Origin of the sequence: Bacillus sp. N447-1 (assembly GCF_022701035.1) — a bacterium.
Taxonomy (GTDB): domain Bacteria; phylum Bacillota; class Bacilli; order Bacillales; family Bacillaceae_G; genus Bacillus_A; species Bacillus_A cereus.
Map to the genome: position 1 here is coordinate 265,921 of NZ_CP065509.1, position 12,751 is coordinate 278,671.

Sequence of the window (12,751 nt, forward strand, 5' to 3'; positions counted from 1 at the left end):
AATCACTCCTTCGTTAATGTTGGATTTTCCGTTTGTACCGTATCTTTATTTGGTAAATGTGGTGACTTTATAAAAACAGCTTTAAAAGGTTTGTCAGAATGGTTAATCAGATAGTGAGATTCATGAGGGCGAACTTGCAGGACATCACCTTGTTTAATCGGAACTCTTTCGTTATTTACATAGAAGTCTATTTCACCTTCTAATGCATAAAAGACCTCTTCGCACGTCGTATGATAATGGTTTTGAAACTCCTGGCCCGGTTGAATGACAACAAGGCCAAGATCAATATTTGGCCCTTGTATTAAATATTTCGGCCCGTTATCACCGAAGCGATAGGAGAAGTCATTTTCATTCGCTTTTAACATACAGTTCACTCCTTTATGTAATGTGTTACAGTGCACCAGGCGCAATCCACATATGTGAGGTGAGCCCTTTATCAGCTAAAGCGAGCTGACTGTCATATACAGTTTTCCATGTTTCATAGAACTCTTTATATAGTTCGTGATTTTCAGTAACTGGTTCGAATGTTTGCTCCCACTGTACAAACTCTTCGGCAGTTTCTTCCATAGATGAATATATGCCAGCACCAACTCCAGCAGCAATCGCAGTTCCTAAAGCAGCTGCTTCTTTCACAACAGGTACTTTTACAGGAATACCGAGTACGTCTGATAGAATTTGTGGCCATAGTTTTCCTTTAGCGGCACCGCCAGCAAAAATAACTTCAGAAGGGAATGTGCCAGTTAGATTTTTTATTAATTTTAAGTTTCCAAGTGTAATGAAGGCTGCATTTTCTTCAATAGCACGAAACAGTTCTTTTTTTCCGCATTTGTCAGCGTCTAAACTTAAATTTAAGAATGAAGGTGCGGCATGACGCCAAGAAATGTAGTTCATAACGTTTGAAAAAGTAGGGATAATGCCATGTGAACCGACAGGTACGTCTTTCGCTTGTTCTTCTAGTAATTCATAAGCATCTACACCAAGTTTATCAGCAAGTTTCTTTTCTTCTTGGCAAAAAGCGTCTCGAAACCAGCGCATAACGAGACCTGGGAAAAAGGCGATTGTTTCATATTGCCATAGGTTCGGAACGACGTGACAATTTACTCGAATCGCAGCATGTGGATCTGTTATTGGCTCAGTAACATTCACTTCTTGTTGCCAAAAGCTACCCCCGCATATTAACGTTTGATTTGGTTTCACGATTCCTGTTCCGAGCGATGCCATTTGAGCATCTCCACCCCCGGCGACGACAGGAATCCCTTCACGTAATCCAGTTAATGCTGCACACTCTTTTGTAACGTTGCCAATTACTGTACCAGCTTCATTTACTGTTGGTGAAAATGGCAAAGATAGACCGCACTCCTTAGCGACATCGTTATCCCACACTCTATTTTGTAAGTCAAAAATACCTGACGTACATCCGTTTGAAGGATCGATTTGCAGCACTCCGCTTAATTTATATAAGATCCAATCGTTTAACATTGTAAAAGAGTGAATAGTATTATAGACGTCGGGTTCATGTTTTTTTATCCAGAGTAGGCGTGGTAAAGCACCTAATGAAAAAGTTTGACCAGACTTTGTATATAAATCTTTTTCAAGATGTGACCGAATTTCTTTTAATTCACTAACTTCGACGGATGCGCGCCCATCAACATTTGCACACGCCCATATTTCTTGCCCATCTTGATCATATAAAACAAATCCTTCTCGCATACTTGTAGCGCTAATAGCAAGAATAGAAGAGGCAGGAGTGTTGCTTTTTTGAAGCACCTCTTTCGTACATTCTTGTACTAGCTTCCAATTTTCTACTACATCAAAGTTCATAGAGCCTGGATAACGAAGGTCAGATTTGTGAATCCATTCTTTTTGACTTACTGCAATTTGATTACCATGTAAATCAAAAAGAACTGCTCGAATGCTCCCTGTACCAGCATCGAAAGCTAATAAATGGGACATTAACAATCACCATCCTTTCGTAATAAGGAGAGGGCAGTTTCCTCATCGGTAATTAATGAATGAATAAACTTTCCTTTTAAGGCACCATAAATTGCATCTATCTTTTCAGTACCTCCAGCAACACCGACGACATGCTTCATATTGCGCAAAATAGAGAGGGGCGTGCCAATTAGACGATTGTGATGCGAGAGTTCTAATAAATCGCCATTTGTATTATAAAACTGTCCTAAAATATCGCCAGCACCGTTTTGACTACGAATATATGTCATCTCACGTAGTGTTAATTTTTCTTCTTTTACAATCGTAGCGTCTTGAGATAATCCCCCAATACCGACAACAGCCGTATGAGCAAGTGAAGCGACTTGAAGCATATCTTTTACACTCGGTTCTGATAGAATACTTTGTGCCATTTCGGTTGTAGACGCTAGAAACGGCGTAGGGATAATGTGAAGTTCGCCTTGCATGTAGTGTAAATAGTTTTGTTTTCTCGGGAGATAGTGATTTACCCCGCCTGTGAGCGTTACGATTGAAAGGTTGATAGAACTTTCAAAATGAATGTTTTCTAGCATTTTGCTAATTGTTTCTCCCCAGCCAATACCGAGTAAATCGCCTTGCTGGAGATGAGTTTCTAAATATTGTGCAGCAGCTTTTCCGAGAGAAGCGTGATAATTGTTTACTGGGGTAGGGATAATAAAAGCATCTTTTAAGTGGAATTTTTTCATTAGGTCACGCTCAATACTTAAACAGTGCAAACCAGTCCCTTTTACGTGAAATGTAACGATACCTTCACTCCGCGCTTTATCTAATAACCGGACGACTTTATTTCTTGAAATATGAAGAAGTGACGCGATCTCCTGTTGTGTTAATTGGTCTTTATAATAGTACCAAGCTACTTTAGTTAATAAATTTTCTTCAAAGTTCAGCTGAGTCATACTCTTCATCCCTTTCAACAATTGACCACAGCTTAAACATATGTACCATATATTTTGTTTATTCCAGTTGAAACGATTAATAGTACGTAGAAAAAAGTGTTCTAGATATAAAAAAAGGAATATACAATGCTACAAAACAAGTAGAACAAATAATCATTTTCTCAAAAAATGTTCTGGATAAAGGCAGGTGACATCATGTGGAGAACGTACCTTTATTACAAGTAAAGAAAATGAGTAAGGCGTTTTTAAATCAACTTGTATTAAAAGAAGTGAACTTACAAGTAGAGCGCGGAGATATATACGCTTTAGTGGGGGGAAATGGCGCCGGGAAATCAACATTAATGAAAATATTAACGGGGTTATATTCGTATGATGATGGAGAGATGTATGTAAAAGGAAGGAAGCAACAGTTTTCAAATCCATCAGAAGCACACCGAAAAGGTATTTATTTAATACCGCAAGAACCACTCATTTTTCCGCATATGACTATTGAAGAAAATATATGTATCGGGTTAAAAGAAAAGAAAAAGAAACTAAAAGTACAGATTCAGCAATTGATTAGCAGCTTAGGATGGGATATTGACCTTAATAAACTAGGAGGAACATTATCGATTGCGCAACAACAGTTAGTAGAAATCGTTAGAGGATTAATAAGAGAAGCTGAGATTCTTATTCTAGATGAGCCAACATCGACATTAACAACACACGAAATTAAGAGTCTTTTTGTGTTGATGAAAAGTTTACAAGAAAAAGGAATTGGGATGATTTATATTACGCATCGTTTTCCAGAAATCTTTGAAATTGCCAACAAAGTAGCAATACTACGTGATGGAATGGTTGTAAGCCAAGGTGATGTATGTGACTATACATATGACATGCTGATGGAGGGACTATTGCCAAAAGGATATAAACAGAAAGAGAAAATAGAAGTAGTTCAAGAGACAGTAAAGACGAAAAAAATATTAGAAGTGGTTGATATAAATGGTCACGCATTCGAAAATATATCATTCACTGTACATGCGGGTGAGGTTGTAGGTGTTGCTGGCATTATAGGATCTGGCAGAACGGAATTAGCAGAAGCAATATTTGGATTGAAAACTATAAAATCAGGGTCTATCTTATTGGGTGGAAAATCAATTGATACGTGTTCTTTGCATAAAAGGCTAGACGAAGGACTAGTTTATGTGCCAGAGGATAGGGCGAGGAATGGAATTTTCTCAATTGCTTCTGTTAAAGAAAATATTGCAGCAGCAAGTTTATATCAAAATAATCGCTTTTTTATAAATCAAGAAAAAGAAAGCGCTTTAGTTAATTCATTTATAGAACAGTTCCGAATTGTTGTACAGAATATGAATAAAGAACTGGCATCTTTATCAGGAGGTAATCAGCAGAAGGTCGTGCTTGCGAAGTATCTTGCATGTAATCCTAAAATTATTATTCTTGATGAGCCGACTCGCGGAATTGATGCGAAAGCAAGGCTTGAAGTGTATGAGACGATAAAAAAAATGAAAAGGGAAGGACTCGCAATTTTATTAATCTCTTCAGATGTTGAAGAAATTGTCCAATTAGTAAACCGTGTATATGTAATGAGAAATGGGCGATTTGTTTCTCATATGGAAAAAGAACAACTGAGTGTGAATGAAGTTACACGCCTTGCATACGGAGGTGTAGCGGAATGAAACATATGTTAAAAATGCATGAAACGTCTATCATACTGTTACTACTAATGTATATAGCTATTGTAGGAATGATAAACCCTAGTTTTATTCAATTTAACTCGTTATCTTTACTGATGAAATCAAGCGTTATTTTAGTCGTGCTAGCAATCGGTCAATCGTTCGTCTTATTTACGAAAAATATAGATGTATCAGTTGGTTCAAGCATGGGGTTAAGTGCAGCAGTTTGCGGAATGATGTTAACGAATGGGTATAGTGCATTCTTGTCGATATTTGTAGCTATTATACTTGGGGCCATTATTGGTTTCGTAAATGGTATTGGAGTTGCGAAGTTTCGGGTACCAGCCATTATTATGACATTAGGCATGTTAGGAATTATTAGAGGTACAATGTTAATTTTCACAGGCGGGAAGTGGATTGAAGATATTCCAAACGATTTTAAGCAGCTGTCATCTATCATCATTCTTGGTTTACCTATAACTGTATGGTTCGTTCTTATTATTTTACTACTACTATACTTCTTTTTAAGAAAAGTGCCATTGGGAAGATACTTTTATGCGGTAGGTGATAATGAAGATGGCGCGAGGCTTATTGGTATACCTGTAAATAAAGTGAAGATATATGCGTTTATGATTTCAGGCATAAGCGCTGCGCTCGCTGGTTGCATATTTGTTATGAATATCGGTTTCGTGCCAAATCAAACAGGTACAGGATTAGAATTACAAGTAATCGCAGCCGCTGTACTAGGAGGAATTCATTTAAAAGGAGGAACAGGATCTTTATTTGGAGCTGCATTAGGAGCGTTATTTTTAGAAACAATAAGTAGCTCACTCGTCTTTTTAAAAATACCAGCATTTTGGAATAATGCTATTTCAGGTTTTTTATTATTACTTATCATCATATTAGATAGTGTTATGAAAAAGTGGAAGGCAGAAAGGAGGATGAATCTATGAAGTATGTATATAGATGGGAAGGGGTTCTAATTGTATTACTTCTTGTAGAATTCATCCTTTTTAGTTTAATGAATAGTGATTTCTTAAATATTAGTAATCTCCTTTTTAGTACAAATGATTTCCTATTTATCGCAATTGCGGCGATACCAATGACTTTTGTTATAGTAACAGGAGGAATTGATGTATCGATCGGCTCAATAATGGGGCTCACTTCAATCTTAATCGGTGTACTTTGGATGAACGGAATACCTATTTTGTTTGCTGTTATAATCGCCCTAATAATTAGTTGTTTAGCAGGCGCTTTAAACGGACTCATTATAAAAATGACGGATGTAGAACCACTCGTCGTTACACTCGGAACGATGTTTTTATACGGGGGAATTGCCCTCGTCATTTCAGGAGGGGCAGGTGCTTCTGGGTACGAAGGAATAAGCGGTTTACCTGACACATTTGTACAACTGGCAAACGGTAGTTTTATAGGAATACCGAATTTATTATGGCTACTGATCGTATTAACAGTTTTATGTACTGTATTATTTCACCGAACTATATACGGGCGCCATGTAAAATTAACAGGTGCGAACGAAAATACAGCAAAATACACCGGGATTAAAACGAAAAAAGTAGTCATTATCGCTTACATACTTTCCGGGTTAGGAGGTGGATTAGGAGGTGCTTTCTTAACCGCATATTTTGGTTCCGCACGTGCTGATATGGGAAGTGAAACAATTTTACCAATCATTACAGCAGTCGTATTAGGCGGGACACTTATTACGGGGGGAAAAGGAAGTATTATTGGTACTGTACTGGCGAGTATTTTCATTGGGCTCATGCAGTATGGCTTGCAAATGACGGGTTTAACAAATGAACAATCCAATGTAGTAATAGGTATTATCCTTATTCTTTCAATTATTATGAGACATTTCAAATTACATCAATTCTTAGCGGAGAAAAGAAAGAATTTGCATAAGGGGGAAATGTCATGAAGAGAAAACTGGGGATTGTATTGATTGTATGTATTTGTTTAATCGGTTTAATTGCGTGTTCTAGCCAAACGGCAGATAAGAAAAAGGTTGATGATGTGAAATTTGCATTTATTCCGAAATTAACAGGAGTTGGTTTCTTCACATCGGGTGGTGAAGGGGCAAAAGAGATGGGAGATAAGTTAGGCGTGCAAGTGAAGTATGATGGACCGTCTGAAGCGAGTGTTTCAGGGCAAGTTAAATATATAAACAATTTCATTAATCAAAACTATGATGCGATTATGGTTTCATCTACGTCAGTGGATGGGTTATCGCAATCACTGCAACGTGCTAAGAAAAAAGGGATGACGGTGTTAACATGGGATTCTGATGTGAATCCGAAAGACCGTTCCTTTTATATCAGCCAAGGAACACCAGACCAACTTGCTAATTTATTAATAGAAATGACTTCAAAGCAAATTGGAGATAAAGGAAAAGTAGCCTTCTTTTATTCTAGCCCGACAGTAACGGATCAAAACCAATGGGTAACGAAAGCGAAAGAAATTATTAAAAAGAAATATCCGAACTGGGAAATTGTAACGACGCAGTACGGTGAAAATAATGCGCAAAAGTCTTTGTCAGTAGGAGAGAATATTTTAAAAACGTATCCTGATATTAATGCAGTCATTTGTCCAGATGCAACGGCACTTCCGGCAATGGCACAAGCAGCTGAAAATTTAAAAATGGATAAAAAGGTTGTCGTAACTGGCTTCTCTACACCAAACGTTATGCGTGATTACGTAAAACGAGGAACAGTAGCACAATTTGGTTTATGGGATGTAAAACAACAAGGTGCTCTCGCAACGTATGTAGCAAATGAAATTGTTGTAAAAGGGAAGAAGTTAAAAGTAGGGGATAGCTTCGAAGTAAAAGGAATTGGAAAAGTGAAGGTAGAGCCAAACTCCATTCAAGGATATGATTATGAGGCAGAAGGGAATGGAATTATCGTATTACCAGAACGAGTTGTATTTACGAAAGATAATATTGATAAGTATAATTTTTAGTAGACAAAAAAACGTCCGAATATATCGGACGTTTTTTTATTTCTTCATTAATTATGAACAGTTTCTTTTTCGTTTAATCCAAGTGTACGACCAGTAGAAGTGTGAAGATCTTGGAACAATCTTGGATTTTCAGTTAGTGAAATGCCATATGAAGGAATCATTTCTTTTATTTTTTCTTCCCATTCTACCATGCGGCTTGGGAAACATTTTTCTAATACTTCAAGCATGACGTGAACAGCAGTAGAAGCACCTGGTGATGCGCCTAGTAATGCGGCGATTGAGCCGTCAGCTGCACTTACTACTTCTGTACCAAATTGAAGTGTCCCTTTACCACCAGCATCAGTATCTTTAATTACTTGTACACGTTGCCCAGCAACTACAATATCCCAATCTTCACTTTTCGCGTTCGGAATGAATTCGCGTAATTCTTCCATACGTTTTTCATGTGATAACATAACTTGCTGAATTAAGTATTTTGTAAGTCCCATTTCTTTTACACCAGCGGCTAACATCGTTAAGACGTTATTCGGTTTTACAGAACCGATTAAGTCAAGATTTGAACCTGTTTTTAAGAATTTAGGTGAGAAGCCTGCGAATGGTCCAAACAGTAAAGCTTTTTTATTGTCTATATATCTCGTATCTAGATGAGGTACAGACATTGGCGGAGCACCAACCTTAGCTTTACCGTACACTTTCGCATGATGTTGCTCTACAACTTTTTGGTTTTTACATACCATAAATAGTCCACTTACCGGGAATCCACCGATATGTTTTGATTCAGGGATACCAGTCTTTTGAAGTAGAGGTAGGCTACCGCCACCGCCGCCAATAAAGACGAATTTAGCAGTATGATGCTCAATTTTACCACTATTCATATCGTGTACTTTTACTTCCCACAAACCATTTTTCGTGCGCTTAATATTTTCGACACTATGCTTGTAGTTTAGCTCGACATTTTTTGTTTTTAAGTAATCAAACAACATACGTGTTAATGCACCGAAGTTAACATCTGTTCCAGAGTCAATCTTCGTTGCCGCCATCGGTTCATTAGATGTGCGGCCTTCCATAATGAGTGGAAGCCATTTTTTTAATGTTTCAGGAGCATCAGAAAATTCCATTCCTTGAAACAGTGGATTTTTTGAAAGCGCTTCAAAACGGTTTTTTAGAAACTCAACATTTTTTTCCCCTTGTACTAAACTCATATGAGGTAGTGGCATAATAAAATCTTGTGGATTACGAATTAATTTGCTCTTTACAAGATATGCCCAAAATTGTCTTGAAAGCTGGAATTGCTCATTCACTTTTACAGCCTTACTAATATCTATAGATCCGTCAGCTTTTTCGGAAGTATAGTTCAGTTCGCATAGCGCAGAATGCCCTGTACCTGCATTATTCCATTCGTTAGAGCTTTCTTCCCCGGCACTTGCGAGTTTTTCAAAAACTTTAATTTCCCATTCTGGTGCTAATTCTTTTAGTAATGAGCCTAATGTTGCACTCATAATTCCTGCACCAATTAAGATAACGTCTGTTTTTTGCTGCATGTTGCTCATGATAATCTCTCCATCCCCTATATTGGCAAAAAAGTGTAGGTGTTTTCTATGTCTAAGCCGTAAAAGAGAAACACCGCCTAGGCCCCACCTAGGTGTATACCTTTTTTGTCTCAATTATATAACCATCTCATACTCTATTATAATAATTAATAGACTAAAATATCTAGTGTTATCTGATAATTTTAAACTATTTAACGTTTTATTCGCTAAAAATCTTATTTAACAAGCTCTTTTAAGGTGATAAATAGAAAAAAATTACAGTTTGAAATTATCTCGAAAAAGCTTACGTATCCTTAAGGGACTAAATCGAGTACCTTTTTATGGAATTATTCTTTCTGTAATGGTAAGATTATTCTGAAAAATAAAAAGGAGGGACTCTAGTGTGTACAAAAGAACAAATTTCAAACTTATTTCGAAACTTTTCAATAAAGGAATGTAAAGGGTCAAGTGATTTATATGAATATTTATCAATGAAAATTGCTGAAGATGAGGAAGTACTTACACTATCGTCCTATGCTCAGGTAGGTCAACCAGTCCCAAACTTACTATTAGGTGCAGTACATTATTTATTGCTAGCAGGGAAAGAACATCATTTAAAAACGTATTATAGTAGTTTAGTTGAAAATGCTGATACAAATTTAGATAAAGCTTTTAATCATTTTAAAGATTTCTGTAAAGAGTACCGAGAAGAAATCATTACTTTGTTACAAACGAAACTCGTTCAAACAAATGAAGTAAGACGGTGCGCATACTTATACCCAAGTTTCTGCTACATATTTAACAAAGTGAAGAAGCCGTTAGCGTTAATTGAAATTGGGACAAGTTCTGGGTTGCAACTGTTCTGGGACCAATATAGTTATTCGTACGGGACGGATGAAATGTACGGAAATATAAATTCAAATGTGCATGTAACTTCTGAAATAAGAGGGACGAATGTGCCGCATTTTCTAAAAGAAAGCCCATCTGTCGTAGAAAGAATTGGACTGGACTTACATGTGAATGATTTACATAATAAGGAAGATTATTTATGGTTACGTGCTTTAATTTGGCCAGAACATAAAGAAAGGCTTGAGATGTTTGATCAAGCTGCATCTTTAGTGAAAAATGAATCTGTCCAATTAATAGAAGGAGACGGTGTAGAGCTATTATCATCTATTATTGAACAAATAAGTGAAGAAGCTGTTATTTGTATTTTCCATACACATGTTGCAAATCAAATACCAGAACAAGTAAAACATAAGTTAGAAAAACAAATACAAGAAATTGGCGCAAAACGTGATGTATTCCACCTGTATAACAACATGTGGGATCGTGACCTTCATATTGATTATTATATTAACGGAAACGAATATCGTGAAACGGTTGGAGAAACAGAAGGGCACGGGAGATGGTTTAGCTGGAAGATTGGAAATGAGACGATTTGTTAATATTTGAGAAATTTTTATTTTCAAGAAATTAGATAATGAAATTCCAGAAAATGAAAGTAACTAGTTACTTTCATTTTTCTTTTGTGATAATATGTTAGTAATTACTTACTTACATATTGAATGGAGGAATATAGATGGGGAAATTAACAGCACGAGAAAAAGTTATGGAAGCTGCTACTTTATTATTCGGGGAAAAGGGGTATACAGCGACAACCATTCGTGAAGTGGCAGAAAAAGCAGGAGTAAGCGAATTAACGATATTCCGTAATTTTAAAAATAAGGAAAATCTTTTTAGGGAGAGTATTATTTTACGGACGACACCAGTTGCTTTGCTAGAGGAAATAGAAGAGCAATTTACTGGTGATTTACATAAGGACCTTACGAAAGTGGCGGAAACATATATTCAAACCAATTTACCAAAGCTAAATTATATTTGGGCTGCATTAATAGAATCAAGACAAAATAGTGAGATGAAAGCATTACTACATGAGTTGAATTCACATCTAGTGAATCACTTAGAAAAATATTTAAAGCAACTTGGTGAGAAGGGACACATTTCTACCTGTAATTACCGTTTGATAGCGAATATGTTTTATGGACAATTGTTTTTATACATTATGAATGTAAGTATATCGGAAGAAGAAATTCAATTAGAAGAGTATATAGAGACATGTGTAAGTTTATTTGTGAGTGGCATTTTAAATCAATAAAACGAATAAGGGTGGCAGAAATGAGGAATAAATTTGCATTAATAGCTTTAATTGCAGGATTTTTTATGGCGATTTTAGATTCAAATATTGTGAATATCACATTACCAGAAATGACAAAGACATTTCATACTTCAATTGATACAATTTCTTGGGTTGCTAATACTTATAATGTTGCCTTTGTATCGTGTTTATTAATTGCAGCACGTCTGGCGGATCAGTTTGGTCGCAAGAAGCTATATATTATTGGTTTATTGGGATTTTCTATTAGTTCGTTTATGTGTGGTATAGCCACTTCTTTTCATACATTAGTAGCTTTTAGGATAATACAAGGAATTTCCGCAGCAGTTATCGTACCAGTTGCTATGCCGCTAGGTCTTAATTTAGTACCGAGAGAGAAACAAGGTATGATAGGAGGCATCATGGGAGCTTTTGGGGGATTAGCAGCGGCAATTGGCCCTTCACTTGGAGGCATTTTAACTGACAAATTGAATTGGAGCTGGGTGTTTTTTATTAATGTTCCAGTTGGTATATTATCTTTCATCTTCGTGATTCTTTGTATTAAGGAATCCTATGATCATGCTGCAAGCTCTAAAATAGATTGGGCAGGTATGATTACTTCAGCATCTGCACTATGCTTACTTGTATATGCACTCATACAAGTAAATATAAACCATTTAAGCACAATAGGCTTAATATTTCTTTTTATGCTCTCACTCATAGGTTTTATATTATTTTTTATCATTGAAAAGAAAAGTGAAAATCCAATGTTGCCATTAAAGTTATTCACAAATAAAGAGTTTTCAATCTCGAATTTTTCTTTATTCTTTGTTGGAATGGGATTAATGAACTTTTTGTTTATACTTGCTTTTTATTTCGTTCAAGTAGAAGGTATGTCTGAATTACAGTCAGGTTTAATAATTAGCACACTAGCGATTGTTTCAATGCTTGTTACAGTAATCGTAACACCAATTGCAGCAAATCGGGGAAGCTCATTAGTAGGTAGTATAGGGCTATTAACATTTATCGTAGCATCATATTTATTTAGTCAAATAGATTCAAATTTTACTACATGGGATTATATTTGGCGATTAATAATCGTTGGGATTGGAACTGGGTGCACATTAGCACCGTATACAACAACAGCAGTTTTAAGTGTACCGATTGAAAAGTCAGGTGTTGCTGCAAGTATATGTAATATTTCTAGAACAGTTGGAAGTATTGTTGGGGTAGCAATACTGGTGATGTTTCTGAATCATCAGTTGTTAGTTGAAAAAGAGAAGATAAATAGGGAAGTAGTGACGGTGATTAAAAAAAGTGATTTGTCAAATTTAGAAAGGGAAAAAGTATTGCAAGCAATAAATAAAAAACAACAGATAGTATTAAAAACTGATGAGGAGAGCAAGATTTACAAACAACTAAAGGAGAAATATAAGCAAGGAATTATTCGTAGTTATAATGAAGTGTTTCTAATGGGTAGTATTATCTTTTTATCGCTTTTGCTTTTAATATAGGAAGAGTAATTAT

The 12,751-nt window shown here is 36.1% G+C and carries 11 protein-coding genes; 7 read left to right on the forward strand and 4 right to left on the reverse strand.

Going from position 1 to position 12,751, the window contains the following annotated elements; all coding sequences use genetic code 11:
• Positions 1 to 2 precede the first annotated feature (2 nt).
• Genes IQ781_RS01250 through IQ781_RS01260 form a run of 3 tightly spaced genes read right to left on the reverse strand, consistent with a single transcriptional unit; the run spans position 3 to position 2,885 of the window.
• Entirely contained in the window at positions 3 to 365 is a 363-nt protein-coding gene (locus IQ781_RS01250; RefSeq protein WP_000909986.1) for a cupin domain-containing protein, read from the reverse strand.
• Between the two features lie 25 nt (positions 366 to 390).
• Positions 391 to 1,953, reverse strand: a complete 1,563-nt coding sequence (gene lsrK / locus IQ781_RS01255; RefSeq protein WP_000018817.1) for an autoinducer-2 kinase — start codon at positions 1,951 to 1,953, stop codon at positions 391 to 393.
• The gene (locus IQ781_RS01260) at positions 1,953 to 2,885 is read right to left on the reverse strand and encodes a sugar-binding transcriptional regulator (protein WP_000192709.1); all 933 of its coding nucleotides are present in this window, start codon (positions 2,883 to 2,885) and stop codon (positions 1,953 to 1,955) included. The genes lsrK and IQ781_RS01260 overlap by 1 nt, the downstream gene beginning before the upstream one ends.
• Before the next feature lie 197 nt (positions 2,886 to 3,082).
• Between IQ781_RS01260 and IQ781_RS01265 the strand changes: the two genes are divergently transcribed.
• From IQ781_RS01265 to lsrB, 4 genes are read left to right on the forward strand one after another with little or no spacing between them, the layout of a single operon-like run.
• Positions 3,083 to 4,564: a sugar ABC transporter ATP-binding protein gene (locus IQ781_RS01265; RefSeq protein ID WP_000432617.1), complete on the forward strand. Its 1,482-nt coding sequence runs from the start codon at positions 3,083 to 3,085 to the stop codon at positions 4,562 to 4,564.
• Positions 4,561 to 5,514, forward strand: coding sequence for an ABC transporter permease subunit (locus tag IQ781_RS01270; protein WP_000682148.1), 954 nt, complete (start codon positions 4,561 to 4,563; stop codon positions 5,512 to 5,514). Before IQ781_RS01265 ends, IQ781_RS01270 begins: the two co-directional genes overlap by 4 nt.
• Positions 5,511 to 6,500, forward strand: a complete 990-nt coding sequence (locus tag IQ781_RS01275) for an ABC transporter permease (RefSeq protein WP_000878529.1) — start codon at positions 5,511 to 5,513, stop codon at positions 6,498 to 6,500. The genes IQ781_RS01270 and IQ781_RS01275 overlap by 4 nt, the downstream gene beginning before the upstream one ends.
• A complete protein-coding gene (lsrB, locus tag IQ781_RS01280) occupies positions 6,497 to 7,540 on the forward strand; it encodes an autoinducer 2 ABC transporter substrate-binding protein LsrB (RefSeq protein ID WP_000823660.1) in 1,044 nt (347 codons plus the stop codon). Before IQ781_RS01275 ends, lsrB begins: the two co-directional genes overlap by 4 nt.
• Before the next feature lie 47 nt (positions 7,541 to 7,587).
• Here the strand turns inward: lsrB and IQ781_RS01285 are convergent, their stop codons facing one another.
• Positions 7,588 to 9,090 (reverse strand): malate:quinone oxidoreductase, encoded by a 1,503-nt coding sequence (locus IQ781_RS01285; RefSeq protein ID WP_000069138.1) that lies wholly within the window; start codon positions 9,088 to 9,090, stop codon positions 7,588 to 7,590.
• 380 nt (positions 9,091 to 9,470) lie between these two features.
• Between IQ781_RS01285 and IQ781_RS01290 the strand changes: the two genes are divergently transcribed.
• The 3 genes from IQ781_RS01290 (at position 9,471) to IQ781_RS01300 (ending at position 12,738) form a co-directional block, all read left to right on the forward strand.
• Positions 9,471 to 10,517, forward strand: coding sequence for a DUF2332 domain-containing protein (locus IQ781_RS01290; protein ID WP_000337440.1), 1,047 nt, complete (start codon positions 9,471 to 9,473; stop codon positions 10,515 to 10,517).
• A 134-nt stretch (positions 10,518 to 10,651) separates the two neighbouring features.
• The gene (locus IQ781_RS01295; protein ID WP_000517411.1) at positions 10,652 to 11,227 is read left to right on the forward strand and encodes a TetR/AcrR family transcriptional regulator; all 576 of its coding nucleotides are present in this window, start codon (positions 10,652 to 10,654) and stop codon (positions 11,225 to 11,227) included.
• Between the two features lie 20 nt (positions 11,228 to 11,247).
• A complete protein-coding gene (locus IQ781_RS01300; RefSeq protein WP_242808213.1) occupies positions 11,248 to 12,738 on the forward strand; it encodes an MFS transporter in 1,491 nt (496 codons plus the stop codon).
• Positions 12,739 to 12,751: the final 13 nt, after the last annotated feature.

Excerpts from the sequence above, each read along its gene's own strand:
- IQ781_RS01250 (WP_000909986.1), bottom strand. The coding sequence starts at position 365 with ATGTTAAAAGCGAATGAAAATGACTTCTCCTATCGCTTCGGTGATAAC.
- lsrK (WP_000018817.1), bottom strand. The coding sequence starts at position 1,953 with ATGTCCCATTTATTAGCTTTCGATGCTGGTACAGGGAGCATTCGAGCA.
- IQ781_RS01260 (WP_000192709.1), bottom strand. The coding sequence starts at position 2,885 with ATGACTCAGCTGAACTTTGAAGAAAATTTATTAACTAAAGTAGCTTGG.
- IQ781_RS01270 (WP_000682148.1), top strand. The coding sequence starts at position 4,561 with ATGAAACATATGTTAAAAATGCATGAAACGTCTATCATACTGTTACTA.
- IQ781_RS01275 (WP_000878529.1), top strand. The coding sequence starts at position 5,511 with ATGAAGTATGTATATAGATGGGAAGGGGTTCTAATTGTATTACTTCTT.
- lsrB (WP_000823660.1), top strand. The coding sequence starts at position 6,497 with ATGAAGAGAAAACTGGGGATTGTATTGATTGTATGTATTTGTTTAATC.
- IQ781_RS01285 (WP_000069138.1), bottom strand. The coding sequence starts at position 9,090 with ATGAGCAACATGCAGCAAAAAACAGACGTTATCTTAATTGGTGCAGGA.
- IQ781_RS01295 (WP_000517411.1), top strand. The coding sequence starts at position 10,652 with ATGGGGAAATTAACAGCACGAGAAAAAGTTATGGAAGCTGCTACTTTA.
- IQ781_RS01300 (WP_242808213.1), top strand. The coding sequence starts at position 11,248 with ATGAGGAATAAATTTGCATTAATAGCTTTAATTGCAGGATTTTTTATG.